At 67.9% G+C, this 17,757-nt stretch carries 9 protein-coding genes and 1 pseudogene; 2 read left to right on the top strand and 8 right to left on the bottom strand.

All coding sequences use genetic code 11. From position 1 onward, the window contains the following. Nucleotides 1–45: 45 nt before the first annotated feature. From OG326_RS26930 to OG326_RS26900, 7 genes and pseudogenes are all read right to left on the bottom strand, one after another. Nucleotides 46–1,236 (bottom strand): hypothetical protein, encoded by a 1,191-nt coding sequence (locus OG326_RS26930; RefSeq protein WP_327139911.1) that lies wholly within the window; start codon nt 1,234–1,236, stop codon nt 46–48. Nucleotides 1,237–1,649: 413 nt separating this feature from the next. After that, nucleotides 1,650–6,458: an SbcC/MukB-like Walker B domain-containing protein gene (locus OG326_RS26925; protein ID WP_327139910.1), complete on the bottom strand. Its 4,809-nt coding sequence runs from the start codon at nt 6,456–6,458 to the stop codon at nt 1,650–1,652. Continuing rightward, nucleotides 6,458–7,894 (bottom strand): TIGR02678 family protein, encoded by a 1,437-nt coding sequence (locus OG326_RS26920; RefSeq protein ID WP_327139909.1) that lies wholly within the window; start codon nt 7,892–7,894, stop codon nt 6,458–6,460. The genes OG326_RS26925 and OG326_RS26920 overlap by 1 nt, the downstream gene beginning before the upstream one ends. 299 nt (nt 7,895–8,193) lie before the next feature. Further along, nucleotides 8,194–9,639: pseudogene (locus OG326_RS26915) on the bottom strand (TIGR02677 family protein); the annotation flags it as partial. A 148-nt stretch (nt 9,640–9,787) separates the two neighbouring features. Then, nucleotides 9,788–10,339 carry a DUF6630 family protein gene (locus tag OG326_RS26910; protein ID WP_327139908.1) on the bottom strand — a complete coding sequence of 184 codons (552 nt, stop codon included), beginning with the start codon at nt 10,337–10,339 and terminating at the stop codon, nt 9,788–9,790. Nucleotides 10,340–10,452: 113 nt separating this feature from the next. Further along, a complete protein-coding gene (locus OG326_RS26905) occupies nt 10,453–11,232 on the bottom strand; it encodes a DUF2127 domain-containing protein (RefSeq protein ID WP_327139907.1) in 780 nt (259 codons plus the stop codon). Nucleotides 11,233–11,289: 57 nt separating this feature from the next. Beyond that, nucleotides 11,290–12,522, bottom strand: a complete 1,233-nt coding sequence (locus OG326_RS26900; RefSeq protein ID WP_327139906.1) for an XRE family transcriptional regulator — start codon at nt 12,520–12,522, stop codon at nt 11,290–11,292. Between the two features lie 151 nt (nt 12,523–12,673). On the opposite strand from OG326_RS26900, the gene OG326_RS26895 reads away from it, so the two are divergent. Further along, the gene (locus tag OG326_RS26895; protein ID WP_327139905.1) at nt 12,674–12,979 is read left to right on the top strand and encodes a hypothetical protein; all 306 of its coding nucleotides are present in this window, start codon (nt 12,674–12,676) and stop codon (nt 12,977–12,979) included. A 112-nt stretch (nt 12,980–13,091) separates the two neighbouring features. On the opposite strand, the gene OG326_RS26890 is transcribed toward OG326_RS26895, so the two are convergent. Further along, complete coding sequence (locus tag OG326_RS26890; RefSeq protein ID WP_297615655.1) at nt 13,092–13,985, bottom strand: PAC2 family protein; 894 nt, start codon at nt 13,983–13,985, stop codon at nt 13,092–13,094. Between the two features lie 142 nt (nt 13,986–14,127). Between OG326_RS26890 and metH the strand changes: the two genes are divergently transcribed. Beyond that, a complete protein-coding gene (metH, locus tag OG326_RS26885) occupies nt 14,128–17,706 on the top strand; it encodes a methionine synthase (RefSeq protein ID WP_327139904.1) in 3,579 nt (1,192 codons plus the stop codon). Nucleotides 17,707–17,757 lie beyond the last annotated feature (51 nt).

Here is a 17,757-nt window from a genome sequence, read left to right as displayed (position 1 = left end):
GGGTGATCCTGCGGGCGGTGGCGGCTGTGCCGGAGTGTGTGCGCTTTACTCGAGGTCGGTTCCTCCATTGCGGGCGCGGGCTGCGGCGCGGGCGCGGCGGCGGGCGGCCTGGAGTTCGGCGAGTTCCTGTTCGAGGGTCTCGGCGATGCGGAATTGCCCGGTGTCGTAGACGTTCAGCGGCGGCATACCGTCATTGAGGTCGGCGAGGGCTTCCGGTTCGGGCGATTTGGCGGATTTGGTCGCCGACGTCCGTTCTTCCTTCTTGGGAGCGGGTTTCGGGGTCGGCTTGACCGAAACGGGTTCGGGCTCGCTCTCCACGATCCGGCTGGTATCCACCGGACGGCTCGTCTCGGCCTCAGGCGCGGCGTTGAGGGCCTGGGCGGGCTGGCCCATGGTCGGCGCCGAGGCGGTGGGCCGCTGCGGCCAGGCGACCGTGCTGGGCAGCGTGCGGCGGATCGTCTCGGCCGGATCGGGCAGATCCCGGATCTGATCCGTCGCCCGGACGATGGCGAGCCCGTAGCGCGCGCTGGCGGCATTGTGGATCAGCAGCGCGACACCGATCATCACCGGCGCGATGGCGTGCACGGAGACGTCGTACCAGCTGCCGATCTTCAAGTACGGGTACGTGTTCAGGGTGACCGTCAGGCCCAGCAGCGCCATTTCGGCGGCCACGACCTGCTTGGTGCTGTCGATGACGCCCCACTCGGCGACCTTGTTGGTGCCGATCATGATGATGATCAGGCAGACGCTGATCATCCCTTCGAGCAGGTAGCTGAACCAGAACAGCGGGTCCGAGGCGCCGCCGGGAGCGATATTGTGCTGGACATTGACTGCGGACCAGAGCATTCCGGCTGCGACGACACCGGCCAGCGCGCGCAGTGACCACCCGCGATGCTTGTACAGCGATGCCAGTTTGGCGTGCGGGCTCGATTCTCGCCGCTGTGCGGCGATCGCCTTGCGAGCCATCAGCAAGTCGCGAATGTCGGCCTTCTCAATCTCTACGGTGGTCTGGCGAGCGCGGTCGGCCGTGGCGGCGGCGGCCTCGACCTGCTTGAGGCGCTGGGCGCGGTCCTCGTTGCGGATGCGCTCGGCTAGTTGGCGCTCGGCGGTGAGTTCGTTTTCGGAGAGAGCTTCGGTGAGGGCGGGGTCGAATTGGTAGGCGAGCCTTCCGCGCGCCTTCTCGACCCGCCGAGCGAGGACGGAGACGTCGTCCTCCAGCGGATGATCGATCGTCATCGGGTCCCCCGTCCCGGGAGTTTCGATCGCTGGCAGGTGAACTCGATAAGGATCGGCACGGAAAACATTTGTAGTCGATACACCGCCATTGGCGAAACTGTTGATTTGCCGATAGGCCAATCCTTACGGCGTGCCGCGCCGCGACACGCGTAATCCGCTGGCGCCCGGGGTGTTTACCAGGGTCGTTCCGGACCGGGTGTCAGGGATGCTCGCGGTCACGGCGTCCAGGCCACTGGACGGGTTTCGATCGTGACGCGGGGGACGAACAGGGCAACGCGGACGAAGCCGATACCTGGCCGATTTGTCGGGAGTTGTTGGGACACAGAAGACCCCGCCGCCCGGACGGCGGACCTGTCCGGACGGCGGTATCGCGACATTTCGGGATGCGATCGGCGCTGGATCTGCGGCGGTGATCAGAGCAGCGCGATGGCGCCTTCGACACGATGGGGGAGGCGGCGGCGGTTGGGCGAGCCGAGTGCGGCGGTGAGATCGGAACCGTCGTGCTCGGCCAGCAGATCATCACTGTCCCACACCAGCAGCGTTGCGCTGACCGTGTTCTCGGCCGCCGAATGCGCCAGATCGTAGTGCGCGCAGCCGGGAACGTGCGGATAGGTGATCCAGAGGTCGTAACCGGTCATGAACAGATCCAGATCGAATTGCACCGACAGGCCGAGCAGTTCGCTGCGGCCGTTGTCGTCCACACCCGCGAACGCCTCGTCCAGCGCGAGCAGGCGCGGGGCCTGCGGATCGGCCGAATCGAGCATGACGTGTGCGGCGGCGAACAGCGGCAGGTGCAGGGAGACCGACTGCTCACCGCCCGACAGCGCGCTGTGCCGGGCCACGGTGAGCCGGTCCTCGGTGCCGTCGGCGGTGATGATGGTGAACGAGAACACCCGCCAGGTGCGGTAATCCAATGTGGCCGCCAGGATCTCCGGGAACGACCGCTCCGGATGCGCGGCGCGGGCCGCGCGAATCTCGGCCGCGAAATGCGAACGGATGGTGGCCAGATCGTCCGGGACCAGCTCGGAGGAATCGCGGTCCAGCAGCTTGCACACCGCGCGCGCCGGCTCCGAGAGCGTATCGGCCAGCACCCAGTGCACGCCGATGGTATTGCCCGAGGACATGCGCCGCTGCTTCATCTCCATGCCCATGCGATTGATGAGATCGCGTGCATCGCTGGTGCGTTCGTGGATCTGCTGGGCCAGGCCGGTGAGCAGTGCGTCCTCCAGGATGCGGCGTTCGGAATCGGTGAGCAGCAGCTCCTGATCCCGGCGCGCCCCGCCGATCCGCTCGGCGAAATCGGCCAGTGCGGACAGCCCGTGGTCATCGTGCACCTGCACCACGGTGAGACCGTCGGCGGCGTCCCAGTGCAGGCGGTAATCCTGGCGGGCCGCGGTCAGGGCCGCATCGAACTCCTGCAGGGCGGTGGTGACCGCGCTGCGGGTGGACTTGCGGGTGGCCTCCCCGGCCCGTACCGAAGCCGTTGCCGCGGCGAGGTTCTCGAACAGGGCCGCGATATCCTCGGGCAGCACGGCCGGTTCCTGTTCGGGATCGCCGTTCTCGATGCGGTACAGCAGCTGCTCGGGGGTGGACCAGGCGGCATCGCTACTGGGCCAGCGACTCTCGACCGGTGCGCCGAGCAGGCTCAGCAGATCCGGTCGTGCGTACGGGGCCAGATGCCGCACATCGGCCAGCAATTCGGTGAGCGCCGTGCCGAGCGTGTCGTGCGCCGCGCGATGGGCGCCCTCCGCGGTGCCGACCGCCTCGATGGCCTCGTGCGCGGCCTTGCGGGCCGATTTCTGTTCCGCGCGTGCGGCATCGATCCGTTCGCGGGCCCGCTCGAGTTCACGGTCGATATCGGCCGCGCCCGCACCGAGCGCCTCCCGCAGCGTCTCCAGCTTCCGCTGCTGCTCCTCGTAACCGCTGCGCGCCGCCTCGGCCTCCTCGGCGAACGCCTCCGCGAGATCGTTCGCCTCATCGAGCCGATCGCCCGATTCCCGTGACCGCTCGTGCTCGCGCTGATGGTCCCCGCGCAGGCGCAGCAGCGCCGTGCCCGCATTCTCGAAGTGCCGCACGGCCGCCGCCAGTGCGTCCAGCTCGGCCGGATCCCGCGGCGCCCGGTGGTCGGCCGCGATGGCGCGCACCTTCTTATCGGCGCCGGAGTACTCGCTGACCGCCTGATCGAGATCCCGCTCGGCCTGCGCCGCCGCCTCCGACCGCGACCGCAGCATGCCCGCGGCTTCGGAAACGGCGCGCAGCGCGGCGGTGACGGCGGTGGTGCGCGGAAGTGCCTTGGCCGCAGCCGAAACCCGCGCCAGCTCCGCCGTGGCGGCTTGCTCGGCATCCTGGGCATCGCGGACCGACTCCTCCGCCGCCTCGATGGCCGCGGCCAACTCCGCGAGCCGCAGCTCCCGGCGGCGGGCCCGCGCGGTGGTGCCGATGAACTCCGCGTCCGCCTTGACGTGGCGGCCGACCTGAACACCCTGGCGGTACCGTCCATCGGTGGCGATGGCGACGTGCGCACCATCCGCTGCGCCGGCGGCGAGTGCCGCCACCGGTGCGAACTCGGAGGCCCGCGCGCCGGACGCCGAACTCCGCTCGGCCGCAGAGCTGTCCGCGCCGCCGACAGGCGGGTGCGCGGAGGCCTTCTGTGCCGCCGCGCTCTTCCCGCCCGTACGCCCTGCCAATTCGGACCCACCTGCATGCCCGGATGATTCGGACCCACCTGCATGCCCGGATGATTCGGACCCAACTGCATGCCCGGATGATTCGGACCCAACTGCATGCCCGGATGATTCGGACCCAACTGCACGGCCGGATGATTCGGACCCAACTGCACGGCCGGATGATTCGGGCCCAACTGCATGGCCGGACGAATCGGACCCGCCTGCACGGCCGGACGAATCGGACTCGTGCAGGGCGATACTGGCGAGAACGTCGGCGACGGTCTGGCGCGGGACGGTCAGGGCGGCCGAATCATCCTCCACCACCAGGACATCGGCGAGGGTGCGGCCGGAGGGGCGCTGGGCCTTCGGCAGGGGATGCAGGAACTGGTCGGAAGTGTGTTCCGGCAGTTCGGTGTCGGCGCAGACCCAGGCGTCGAGGAGATTGGCGGCCTGCAGGGCTGCTTCGATGCCTGCGGCGGCCTCGGGGGTGATCGTGTCGGCGAAGCGGACCAGGCGCCACAGGGGTGCGCCGGGGCGGTCGGCTGTGCGCGGGTCGGTGCGGGCCGGGAATGCCGTTGGCGCATCATCGTGTTCGGCGGCGACCTGCTCACGTTCGGCACGGAGTTCGGCGGCGCGGGCTTTGGCCTGCGCGGCGAGCGCCCGGGCCTCCTGGCGGCGGGTGCGAATCTCCTCGGTCAGCGGCTCGGTGCGGTCGGCGAGCACCTCGGCGGGCGTGGCGAGAACTGCGGCTTCGTCGGAGGACGAATCGGTGGGAGCCCCAGCGGCTTCGCCGGTAACGACGGCCTTACCCGCCGCGGAATCGCTGCCGTCGGTGCTCGATACGCCCTGCGGGCCCGCCGCGCTGCCAGCGGAGCCTGTCGCGTTCGGCCCCTGGCTGTCTGCCGCACCCTTGCGATTGCGGCCCTTACCTCCTGCGGAAGCCCCTGTGGCGTTGAGCATTCCGGCTGCGGCGCTGGTGCGCTGTGGTGCGAGGTGTTCGGTGCCCGCGTGGGCGAGGGCGTCGTTGAGGGCTTCGAAGAGGCCCTCGCGGATGGGGGAGTAGACCTCGCGGTGGGTGTCCCACCAATCACGCAGGGAGATGGCGGTATCGGAGCGGGCCAGCACGACGGAGGCTTCGGCCTGGGCGAGTTCGGCTCCGGCGGCCTCACGCAATTCGGTGGCGCGCTGGGCGGCCCGTTCGGCGCGGGTGCGTTCGGTAGTGGCCGCGTCGACCATGGTGAGGGCGCGGCGCACGGCGCGGACGTCGGCATCGCGCTCCTCGGCGTGACTGCGGACGGTGGTGGTCAGGTGTTCGGTGCGGGCCTGTTCGGGCAGGGCGGTCCAGCCGATGCCCGCTTCCTCTGCGGCGGAGCGCAATTCGTCCTCACCGCGCGACAGGGCGGAGGTGGCGTGCTGCACGGCGGCCTGGGCGCGTTCGGACTCCTGGGCGCGCTGATCAACGGTCTGGCGGGCCTTGAGCGCCTTGTCCCGGTGCACCGCGGAGGAGGTCTCCAGCCGGCGGACGGCATCGGCGAGATCGTCGAGCTGCTGCTTGCCCTCGTAGGCGCTCGAGCGCTGCAGGGTTTCGCGATCGGACAGCGCCTGCTCGTAGGCGCGGTCGGCATCCTCGGCGCGGGTTTCGACGGCGGCGCGGTCGGCGTCGCGGCGCTGGCGCAGTGCGGCGGCGGCATGCAGTGCGGTGCCGGCGTGGGTGACCGCGTCCAGTCGCACGCGGACCTGGTCGATATCGGTCTTCGCTTGCACGGCAAGGTATTTGCGGTACACGCCGACAAAGGCGCGGGTGGCGCTGTCGGCCTGGACCAGGCCCTCCAGGGTGCGCCCGACCTCCTCCATATCGCTGAAGGAGCGGGCGGCGTCCAGGATCAGCTGCTCGTCCAGGGGCCGCAGACCATCGGTGAGCGCCTGCGACAGTCCGCGCGGGTCCAGATTCTTGGCCAGCTGCGGGCGGCGCAGTGTGAGAATCAGATTGATGAGCTGGTCGTAGCGCTGCTGCCCCAGCCCGAACATGCGGGCGTCGATCGCGGCCCGGTATTCGACGGGCCGATCCATGATGGCGTCGCCGCCGATCTGCTCGGCCAGCTGCTTACGGGTGAGCGGGCGATCGTCCGGGCCGAGCAGTGAGAAGTCCACGCCGACACGGCCGTCCGCGACGAAGTACCAGCGTGTCACCTTGTCGGAGGAGCGGGTGGCGCGCATACCGATGCCGACGGTCACCGTCTCCGGTTCGGCCCAGGTGCCGCGCGCGAACTCCATCCACACGTACGAGTACGCCGATTCCTGCTTGCGGTACAGCAGATTCGACTTCATGGTGCGCTCTTCACCCGCGAACGGATTGAGCCGCCGCGGTTCGATGCGCCCGTCCAGCACGAACGGGAACAGCACCTCCAGCGCCTTGGTCTTACCGGACCCGTTGGGCCCGCGCAGTACGATGCGCCCGTCCGCGAAGCAGAACTCCTGATCGCGGTAGTCCCACAGGTTGATAATGCCCGCGCGGGTGGGGACGAAGCGGACTCCACCGTGAATGAGGTCGGCCATCAGTTCCCGGATCCCTTCTCTGACGAGACAAGTGCCGGTGCGGGGTCGGGTTCCCCGACATCGCCCGGCGAGATGAACAATTCGGACTCCGAGCGGGTGCGGATGGTCACGATGGCGCCGCGGTAGCGGGCCAGCGCGGGCAGAATGATCAGGCCCGCACCCAGGTCGGGAGAGTTGACCGATTCCACCAGCCGCAGGCGTTCCAGCAGCGAGATGACCTCGGTGGTGAGCCCGGGGACATCGGCCTGCCACTGCGCCGCGAAGGTCGCGCCGTAGCGCTTGGCGAGCATCTGCACCGTGTCGCGGATCCAGTCCGAGCCGATGAACGGGTACTCCGGGATTTCCGGCTCCTGTTCCTGCTGCTCCGAATCCTCTTCGGTCGCAAAGATGTCGAACGGATCGGCGAGCGGCGCGAAGACGGTGGCGCTGGGGATGGCGCTGTCGAGCTGCTCCACCAGATCGGCGATCGGCACCTCGGGCCGGGGGATGCGAGCGACCGGGGCGTCGAGATCCAGTACCAGGTCGGCGATTTCACCCGCCAGCAGCAGGGCCACCTGGGCGAGCGTGCCGGTGCCCGGGAAACGCACATCCGAGAGCCGCCCCGAACTGTCGATGAGCGCAACACCTTCGGCGCGGCGCTCGGCGCGCAGTCCGGTCACCAGTTCGACCTCGTGCACCAGCTTCTCCTGGCCGAGCAGGGAGCGATGCGGTTCGGACAGATCGTCGAGATAGACGACCGGCTGTTCGACCAGTGCGCGCCGCACCGATCGCGAGGCCAGCGCCATTGCGGGAGAACGGGCATCACCGCCCCCGGCCTCCTCGCCGAGCAGCCCGCCGACACTCTGCAGATGCTGCAGCGCGCGCGGCGGCCGGAACAGGGCGAACACCACCGAGCGGTCGATATCGTACAGCGCTTCGCCCGCTTCGGGATCGCTCGCCCAGCCGCCCGCATCACCATCGGCGAGGGTGACCGCGCCGCGTGCCGCCAGCCAGCCCACCGCGTCCACGAACGCATCCCGGTCCGCCGCGCGATCCGACGCCAGATCCAGCCCGTCCACCCGCTCGGTGTACGACCCGACCTGAGCGGCCAACTCCGACAGCGTGATCTGATCGCCCGCCCGTCCCAGCGCGGCCAGCGCCAGCGCTAGATACGCATAGCGGCGGCGATCGAAGAGCCGATCCGCGGTCGTCCGCGCCGGCCGCCCCGGATCGAGCTGATCCAGCACCGGGAACAGCCGCGCCGTCGTCTCGGTGACCTCGAGCCGATACCCGAACAGCTCGGCCAGATCCTCCCGCAACTCCGTCGCCCACCGCCGAATCAGCGGCAGCGCAATACGATCCGGATAATTGCGCGTGATGAGGTGATTGGCCAGCACCACCCGGGCAGCGCGCTGATAACTGTCCAGCGCCAGCGAGTCGATAGTGCGCGCATGCATCAGTCCTCCACCGCCCCGTCGTCGGCATCGTCCACGGGCACGGTCGCGCCGCTGGTCAAGGAGGTGTATCCGGCACTGCGGGAGGAGGACTCGGAGTGACGGGTGGTGGGCCCGCTCACGGGCTCGTGTCCGTCGTCGGCCTCGGGCAGTGTTGCGCCGCTGCGGGCGGAGGTGGATTCGGCACTGCGCGAGGAGGACTCGAGGTCGCGGTGGCCTGCGGGATCGTGTCCGCCGCCGGTGCCTGATGCGCGGGTGGCCGCCCGCCCCGGCGACTTGCTGGTGCGGGTGGAGACAGTCTCGCGGACCTGGAGGCGGCGGTTGTTGAGGTGCAGGAGGCCGCGGGCGGTGCGGACGGCGGTGGAGCCCTCGCATTCGGTCACGGTGAGGGTGACGCCGCTGTCGGAACCTGTTGTGCCCGAGACGCGTCCGCTCACCGGCACCCAGGCGGTGGAGGCGGCGTCGATCAGGCGCAGCAGGACCTCGGTCTCACGTTCGTCGAGTTCGCGCTCGTGCACATCGGCGCTGGCCAGTGAGCGTGCGGCGGCGGCGCGGGCCCGCTGTGAGTCGAGCTGGGCGTCGCGCAGGCGGCGGATGCCGGCGTCATTGCGCTGCAGCCGCGCGGGGGCGCCCGGTGTGGGCGGTCGTCCGGTCTCGGCGAGGGTGCGGGCGATCTCCAGGGGTGGTGCGTCCCACCAGGATCGGATGGCCGGAATGATATCGGCATCGGGATGATGCATGGCGAGATGGCGTGGTCGTCCCAGGCCGAATACGGCATCGTAGAGCGCGTGCGCGGCATCGCCGGTGGGCGCGGCCGTGAACCAGCCGGCCAGATGCCGCAGCGCCGACTCCCGGCTGACTCCGCCCTTGCGCGTCTCGGTCACCCGGCGCAGCAGCGAGAGCACCGCGGCGATGGCGCTCATGGTGGCCTCGCGCAGCCGCTCGCATTCGGTGAGGCCGCCCTCACTGCCGTCGCCCACGAACCAGGACCGCAGCCCCTGCCAGCGCGCCCGCCAATCGGATTGGCGCTCAGCGGTATTGAGCAGTACCCGCTCATCACACCGGGCCGCGCGCTCGATGAGATCGTCGACCCCGGTCTCCTCGACCTCGCGAATCGCGGCGGCCAGGCGCGGTGCGAACCGCGCCAGGTCCATGGAGAACTCCCGCATATGCGCGAGCAGTGCGTCCTTGTGCGCCAGGAAGGCCTCGGGCGTGGCCTCGGTGGTGCGCACCAGATCGCCGAGCGTCAGATAGAAGTGCGCCGCGCGATCCGCCAGATCCGACAGCGCCCGGTCCAGGCGATTGAGCACCCGGTACACCCGGGGCGCGTCCCCGCTGCTGTTCGCCTCGGCGAGGGTGTGCAGATCCGAGAGCAGCTCCGGCAGTACCAGTCGCGACAGCGACGCCTCGTCCAACCGCGCCTCCAGCACCTCTGACACTGCCCGATATGCCTGAAAACCGGCCTGCGAGAACTGATATACGAAGTGCCGATTGCGGTACTCGGCCAATGTCGCGGCCCTGGTCCCGTCGTAACTGCGCTCCAGCACCCCCCACTGGTGCAGCTGCTCGAGCAACGGCCCCACCTCGGTGGGCGTCAGCGCCGGACCACCCGGGCAACGACCGAGCGTCTCGACAACGTCGGAGGCGTGCAGCAGCACCACATAGGCCCCGCGCGCCATATCGAAAGCGCGCAATACCCACAGGTAGTCGCCCCGCTTCTCGGCCGTGGCGAAGGAGAACAACCGCAGCCGATCGGCATGCGGAAACTCCTCGACCCCGGCCCCTCCGGGGTCGGTCAGCAATCGGTCAGCGGACTCGGTCACCGGGAAAGATTAGTACTGCCCACCGAGTGGGATGGCATTGCGGCGGGTGTCGGCGCGCCTGCCTGCCGCGCGCTCAGTCCGGCAGGTCCGCGTGCAGCCCGGTCCAGCAGCCGAGGCGGACCACCCGGACCACGTCCGATCCGACGGCGGTCAGGGCTTCGGCGCGGTCGGCGGGCACGAAGACCAGTGCGTAGTTGTCGGTGACGTTCTCGAGCGCGGCCACGGTCGTCCCGATCGCGAAACACCGCTCGCCGATCAGCTCCAAGAACCGTTCTATGGCGCCGAAGGTGTCGTGCTCGTACGGCGCCCGCTCGGCCAGGAACGGTTCGTACCAGTCCCAGGAGAGATCCTGCGGAAACGTCGGCACCGCCCGCAGGACCTCGCGCACATCCCCGTAATCGTCCTGGTAGTAGAACCACCCCAGCAAGCCCGCATCCCCGACCCCGCCGACCAATTCGGCCTGCGCCTGGGCCTGATGCCACTTGCAGTCGTGATCCTCGTCCCGATCCGCGTGATCGCGATCGGCCGCCGCACGGACCGCCGCGGCAATTCCCGGCACCTCGGGCGCGACCAGTTCGGCCACCGTCGCCACCCGATCCCGATCGGATTCCCAGTCCGCCATCATTCCTCCGCACCTTCGACCGCCCGCCATCCTGCTAGGCCGAGACCTGGCGAAACAAGTCGAGGCCGCGGCGTCGAGCTCCGAAAAGGCGGCGTGTCCGTAACCGTGGATCTGCCTCAGCTCGCGGCCGCGGACTCCGCCTTGGCGGCGACGGCCGAACGTTCCACGGTGAGAAGGCTTTCCGTGTGATGCTCGGCGTAGTACGCGCGGGAACCGCCATTGAGGCCGAAGAGGCTCTTGCTCCAGAGCAGCCAGATGACCGCCGCCAGGTTGATCAGCAGGGCGGAGGCGCGCAGGAAGGTGATCTTCTCGGTGAGTTCGTAGATCTCCAGCGGCAGGAAGATGCTGGTGGCGATGACGGCGAAGTATTCGCCCCAGCGCTTGACCAGCCAGAGGCCGACCGCCTCGGTGAGCTGTATCGCGGCGTAGGCGAACAGCGCCACGGCCACCCAGATCAGCGTGGCGGGGGAGAGGGTGAAGGCCTTGTCGACCCAGTGCACGATCTTGGAATGGTCGGGGTCCCAGCCGATCTGGTCGGCCAGCTGCCGAATCAGGGGCAGTTCCTCGCCCCACTTCGTACGCCAGTGTTCCTGGGAACCGCGCAGTTTGAGCACACCCGCACCGACCAGCAGCAGCACCAGGGCGCGGAAGATGCGCTCGAGGGCGAGCAGGCGCATGATGACGCGGTCGCGCAGCAGCCGTCCCCGCGGTACCTCCGGGGCATTGTCGGCGGGGCCGTGGCGGCGGGGTTCGCCGGGGACGAAGTCACCACAGCGCAGGCAGCGCCAGGATTCACCGGCCGGGGTGGCGACGTGCAGGCGCGCGGCGAACTCGGGCTCGTCGGGGGCATAGGTCTCGTGCCCGCGGGTAGCGCAGGTCCACAGACTGAAGTCCATGGGCTGGAGCGTAACCGGAATGGACCCGGGTTGCCTCGAGTGCGGACGGTGGCGGATTCAGCCCGCAGCGAGCGCGCGCAGCTGATCCAGATAGGTCCGGGTGCGCGGGTCGCTCGGGAAGTGCTGGATCATTTCGCGCGCGGTCTCCCCGGCGATCCACATGAGCGAGGGCAGTGAGCGGCGCTTACCGGTGAACGCCCGCATACCTTCGTCCAGCGCGAGCTCCAGATTGCGGTCGTGCACCGCGACGACCGCGAGGGTGAGATGCGCCTCGGCGACCCGCATGGGTTTGCGTATGGTGCCGTCGGGGCGGGTGGAGGTCAGAATTACCTGGCGGGCATAGCTTTCGGCGAGGCGGTCATCACCGGCGACGCGGCAGCAGTCCATGGCATAGAAATCGAACTTCTGCGGATCGACCACGAAGTGATTGTCCAGATTGGCCGGATGGTCGAGCCGGTCGAGAATCGAACGCCCCTGGGCGAGTGCCGCTTCCATCTCGCGCCGATCACCCAGCCGCGCCCAGGCCTTGGCCCGCTGGGCGGCCAGCTGCACACCCACGCCGAGGTGTTCGGTGCTGGCGTGTGCGGCCTCGGCGGTTTCGATGGCGCCGCGATAGTTGGCCTGCGTCGAGGCGAACCAGGCGGCCATTTCGGCGCCCCAGCCGATGATTTCGGCGTGCTCGGCCTCCTGGCCCAGTGAGAGTGCCGCTCTGCGAGTGGCTTCCGCGGCGGTGCGCCAGCCCAGATCGTAATCAACACAACCGACCAGTAGGGCGACCCAGCCGGCCAGCACCAGAACTTCGCGATGCTGCGCGAGAGTAAGCCGACCGTCCAGTAGGGAGGTAATGCGCCGCAACCATGCGGTGCCCTCGGAATGTAGCTCGTGCGGATCGGCGCACGGATACTCCGAACACAGCCGGTCTGCGGTGATGTGGATCGCATCCAGGGTCGCGGAGGACACATCGGACATCCGTAGCCGCCCAATGAATTCGAGCGTGTCCATCCCGGTGGCGGAAAGTAGCTCGTCATCCCGATTCGGCCGGGCCTTGGGGAAGAAAGCGGCGGTCACCGTATCGAAGGAGGCCGCGATGATGGGTGCGTAGAAATCATCGGGCCGGGATTCCCCCGATTCCCAGCGCCGCCAGTTGCGCAAAAGTGTGCTGTCCGTTGGCAGATTGTGGCTCGACTTACCCCGCATGGCGCGCACGGCGTCGGCTTGTGACCACCCCCGAGCATCACGTTCGGCGCGCATTCGGACAGCCCAGACAGGTCGATCATCGACAGCGGACACGCTCTGTAGTATCTCACCAGTTACCCTCTCGTGGACCCGGATAGGGCACGTCGATGTCAGTGGGTTGACATCTGCAATTGCATCCGAGAGAACGCCATGCTTGAAAAGGGCACACGACAGGACAGCGATCCCCAATCCAACGGAGGTTCGGGTGGAAGCGTTGATCTATGGGTACGTGCGTGACGATCTGGCTGATGGGTGCAGTGAAGAGCTGGAGGACGCAATGACCAGCCTGGCCCAATCGGCAGGATTCTGTTTCGCCGCGACGTTCCATGAATCGACCCCCGGCGACGGCACCGCATTCGCGGAGCTGACCGCCGAACTCAAGCGTGCCGATGCTCACCATGTGGTGGTGCCGTCACTCGATCACCTTGCCGGCCAGACGATTCCGCGAGATATCCTCATCGCGAAACTGGCTCATGAGGCAGCAGCGCAGGTGTGGGCCGTGGAGCACTGAGGGCGCAGGCCTGGAACCTCACGCCGATCGGCGTTACCGAAAGCATTCAGCGAAGCTCATGAGCCGCGTGGCTGGCCGTGCTCCAAACGGCCAGCGCCGCTGCATTTTCAGCTCAGAGACCGAAGCCGCCGCGCCCGCGCCGGCGGAGATATTTCTCGAATTCGGCCGCGATGGCATCGCCGTCGATCTTGGCCATGGCCTCGTTGAGGTCCACCTCGGCGTCGCCGCGCTCCTCCAGTGAGCGCACGTATTCGGCGATTTCCTCATCGCCGGTGGTCATTTCATTGACCGTGCCCTCCCACTCCTCGGCCTGCTCGGGCAGACCACCCAGCGGCACTTCGACATCGAGGACATCCTCGACCCGGTGCAGCAGGGCGATGACCGCCTTGGGATTCGGCGGCTGAGAAACGTAGTGCGGCACCGCGGCCCAGAAGGAGATGGCCGGCACACCCGCGCGCACGCAGGCATCCTGTAGTACTCCGGTGATACCGGTCGGTCCCTCGTAGCGGGTCTGCTCGAGGTTGAAGCGCTCGGCGGCTTCCTTGTTATAGGCGGTGCCGGTGACGGGAACGGGCCGGGTGTGCGGGGTATCGGCCAGCAGCGCGCCGAGGATCACCACCGTCGTCACATCCAGCTGCTCCACGAATTCGAGCAGGTCATTGCAGAAACTGCGCCACCGCATATTGGGTTCGACGCCGCGCAGCAGCACCACATCGCGTTCGCTGCCGGGGGGCGAGCACACCGAGAGCATGGTGGACGGCCAGTGAATTTCGCGGGTCACGCCGTCGACCTGGCGTACCGTCGGCCGGTTCACCTGGTAATCGTAGTAATCCTCGGAGTCCAGCTCCGCGAGCGGCTGCGCGTCCCAGATCAGCTCCAGGTGCTCGACTGCCCCACTTGCCGCGTCGGCCGCGTCGTTCCAGCCTTCGAAGGCGGCCACGAGGATCGGATCCCGCAGCGTGGGCAGGTCCGAATCGGGTGGCACCGGGGGTTCACTGGCGTTCACCCGGTCAGCTTAGGGGGTGAGCTCGTCAGACGCGCCAACGACGCGCAACCGCGCAGGTTGGCGGCTCGACCCGGGGACCTGCGGAGAGCGGCACACCACACCGAGGCTCGGATTGTCCGTGCCTCCCACTACTCTTGAGTACATGTCTGTGTCCCCCCGCGCCGAGTTCGACACCACCCTACTCGACACGCTCAGTCGGCGTGTCGTCATAGGCGACGGTGCGATGGGCACCATGTTGCAGGCCGCGGATCTGACCCTGGACGATTTCCGCGGCCTCGAGGGTTGTAACGAGATTCTCAATGAAACCCGCCCTGACGTGCTGAAAAGCATTCACCGCGCCTATTACGAGGCCGGCGCGGACGCGGTCGAGACCAATACCTTCGGGTGCAACCTGCCCAACCTCGCCGACTACGACATCTCCGATCGCATTCGTGATCTGTCCGAGCGCGGCACCCGCCTCGCCCGTGAGGTCGCCGACGAGATGGGACCGACCGAGGACGGAACTCCCCGGTACGTGCTCGGTTCCATGGGTCCGGGCACCAAGCTGCCGACCCTCGGTCATGCGCCGTACGCCACACTGCGCGACGCCTATACCGAGGCGGCCCTGGGCATGCTCGACGGCGGCGCCGACGCCATCCTCATCGAAACCTGCCAGGACCTGCTGCAGGTGAAGTCCGCGATCGTCGGCAGCCACCACGCCATGGCGCGTGCGGGCCGCAAGATTCCGATCATCACGCACGTGACCATGGAGACCACCGGCACCATGCTGGTCGGTTCGGAGATCGGCGCGGCGCTCACCGCGCTCGAGAACCTCGGCATCGACATGATCGGATTGAACTGCGCCACCGGCCCGGACGAGATGAGCGAGCATCTGCGCCATCTGTCCAAGCATGCGCAGCTGCCGGTCTCGGTGATGCCGAATGCCGGTCTGCCGGTGCTGGGCGCCAAGGGCGCGGAGTACCCGCTCTCGCCCGAGGAGCTCGCAATCGCCTTGAGCGGCTTCGTCTCCGAGTTCGGGCTGGCGCTGGTCGGCGGCTGCTGCGGGACCACTCCCGAGCACATTCGCCAGGTGCGCGCCGCGGTGCGCGAGGTCACCCCCGGGGTGCGCACGCCCTCGCACGAGCCGGCCGTGTCCTCCATCTACAGCGCCGTGCCGTTCGAGCAGGACGCCTCGGTCATGATGATCGGCGAGCGCACGAATGCCAACGGCTCCAAGGCCTTCCGCGATGCCATGCTGGCCGAGGACTGGCAGAAGTGCCTCGATATCGCCAAGGACCAGATCCGCGACGGCGCACACATGCTGGACCTGTGCGTCGACTACGTGGGCCGCGACGGCGCGAAGGATATGAACGAGCTCGCCGCTCGCCTGTCCACCGCCTCGACGCTGCCGATCATGTTGGACTCCACCGAACTTCCGGTGCTGCGGGCCGGGCTCGAGCAGCTCGGCGGCCGCTGCGCGGTGAACTCGGTCAACTACGAGGACGGCGCCGGGCCGGAGTCGCGGTTCCAGCAGACCATGGCGCTGGTCGCCGAACACGGTGCGGCCGTAGTGGCTTTGACCATCGACGAGACCGGTCAGGCGCGCACCGCCGAGACCAAGGTCGCCATCGCCGAGCGCCTCATCGCCGATATCACCGAGAACTGGGGCCTGGCCGAGTCCGACATCATTGTCGATACGCTGACCTTCACCCTGGGCACCGGCCAGGAGGAGTCCCGCAAGGACGGCCTCGAGACCATCGAGGCCATTCGCCTGCTCAAGCAGCGGCATCCGAATGTGCAGACCACACTGGGTCTTTCGAATATCTCCTTCGGCCTGAATCCGGCCGCGCGGCAGGTGCTCAATTCGGTGTTCATGCACGAATGTGTGCAGGCCGGACTGGATTCGGCGATCGTGCACGCGTCGAAGATCCTGCCCATGGCCCGTATTCCGGAGAACCAGCGCGAGATCGCCCTGGACCTGGTCTACGACCGCCGCCGCGAGGATTACGACCCGCTGCAGGAACTGATGGCCATGTTCGAGGGCGTCTCGGCGGCCTCGTCCAAGGCCTCGCGCGCCGAGGAAATGGCGTTGCTGCCACTGTTCGAACGCCTCGCGCGCCGGATTGTGGACGGTGAGCGCAATGGTCTGGAGGCCGACCTCGACGAGGCCATGCAGGAGGTCCCGCCGCTGCAGATCATCAACGACACCCTGCTCTCGGGCATGAAGACCGTCGGTGAGCTGTTCGGTTCCGGGCAGATGCAGCTGCCGTTCGTGCTGCAGTCCGCCGAGGTCATGAAAATCGCTGTGGCGCATCTGGAACCGCATATGGAGTCCACCGACGACGCCGGCAAGGGGCGCATCGTGCTGGCCACCGTCAAGGGCGATGTGCACGATATCGGCAAGAACCTGGTGGACATCATCCTGTCCAACAATGGCTACGAAGTCGTGAATATCGGTATCAAGCAGCCGATTTCGGCGATTCTGGATGCCGCGGTGGACAAGAAGGCCGATGTCATCGGCATGTCCGGCCTGCTGGTGAAATCCACCGTCGTCATGAAGGAGAATCTCGCCGAGCTCAATGCCAAGGGTGTGGCGCAGCAGTTCCCGGTGCTGCTGGGAGGCGCGGCGCTGACGCGCTCCTATGTGGAGAACGATCTCACCGAGGTCTACGAGGGCGATGTGCACTATGCGCGCGACGCCTTCGAGGGCCTCAATCTCATGGACGAGATCATGACCCGCAAGCGTGGCGGCGCCATCGATCCGAACAGCCCGCAGGCGATCGCCGAACGCGAGAAGGCCGCCGAGCGCAAGGCCCGGCACGAGCGTTCCAAGCGCATCGCCGAGGAGCGCAAGGCCAAAGAGACGCCGATCGTGGTGCCCGAGCGCTCGGATGTGGCTGCGGATCTGCCGGTGCCGACACCGCCGTTCTGGGGCACCCGCGTCATCAAGGGCCTGTCGGTGAGCGAGTACTCCGGTCTGCTCGACGAGCGGGCGCTGTTCCTCGGTCAGTGGGGTCTGAAGGGTCAGCGGGCCGGCGACGGGCCGTCGTACGAGGATCTGGTGGAGACCGAAGGCCGTCCGCGCCTGCGCTACTGGCTGGACCGGCTCATTGCCGACGGTGTGCTCCAGCATGCCGCGGTGGTCTACGGCTACTTCCCGGCCGTGTCCGAGGGCGATGATGTGATTGTTCTCACCGAGCCGAAACCCGATGCAGCGGAACGGTATCGGTTCACTTTCCCGCGGCAGCAGCGCGACCGGTTCCTGAACATCGCCGACTTCATTCGCTCCCGCGAACTCGCGGCAGCGCGCGGTCAGGTGGATGTGCTGCCGTTCCAGCTGGTCACCATGGGGCAGCCCATCGCCGATTTCGCCAATGAGCTGTTCGCACAGAACAATTACCGCGACTATCTCGAGGTGCACGGCATCGGTGTGCAGCTCACCGAGGCGCTCGCGGAGTTCTGGCACCGCCGCATCCGGGAAGAGCTTGTGGTGGAAGGACATTCCGTCGCCGAACAGGATCCTTCCGATGTGCAGGAATACTTCAAACTCGGATACCGTGGCGCACGGTACTCCTTCGGCTACGGTGCCTGCCCCGACCTGGAGGATCGCGCGAAACTTGTGGACATGCTGGACGCGGGCCGGATCGGAGTGATGCTGTCGGAGGAATTGCAGCTTCATCCGGAGCAGTCGACGGACGCGTTCGTACTTCTGCACCCGGAGGCGAAGTACTTCAACGCCTAAGATTTTGTAGAGGTTCGGGCTTGTCGCGCAGCGTTGCAGGGTGGCTCGGCG

This window comes from Nocardia sp. NBC_01327 (genome assembly GCF_035958815.1).
Classification (GTDB): domain Bacteria; phylum Actinomycetota; class Actinomycetes; order Mycobacteriales; family Mycobacteriaceae; genus Nocardia.
The sequence above is the reverse complement of the archived record's forward strand: the minus strand, read 5'-3'. Positions and strand labels throughout refer to the sequence as shown.

What these genes read in the sequence shown, in the direction of transcription:
- OG326_RS26930 (WP_327139911.1), bottom strand. Translation starts at nt 1,236, where the DNA reads ATGACGATCGATCATCCGCTGGAGGACGACGTCTCCGTCCTCGCTCGG.
- OG326_RS26925 (WP_327139910.1), bottom strand. Translation starts at nt 6,458, where the DNA reads ATGGCCGACCTCATTCACGGTGGAGTCCGCTTCGTCCCCACCCGCGCG.
- OG326_RS26920 (WP_327139909.1), bottom strand. Translation starts at nt 7,894, where the DNA reads ATGCATGCGCGCACTATCGACTCGCTGGCGCTGGACAGTTATCAGCGC.
- OG326_RS26910 (WP_327139908.1), bottom strand. Translation starts at nt 10,339, where the DNA reads ATGATGGCGGACTGGGAATCCGATCGGGATCGGGTGGCGACGGTGGCC.
- OG326_RS26905 (WP_327139907.1), bottom strand. Translation starts at nt 11,232, where the DNA reads ATGGACTTCAGTCTGTGGACCTGCGCTACCCGCGGGCACGAGACCTAT.
- metH (WP_327139904.1), top strand. Translation starts at nt 14,128, where the DNA reads ATGTCTGTGTCCCCCCGCGCCGAGTTCGACACCACCCTACTCGACACG.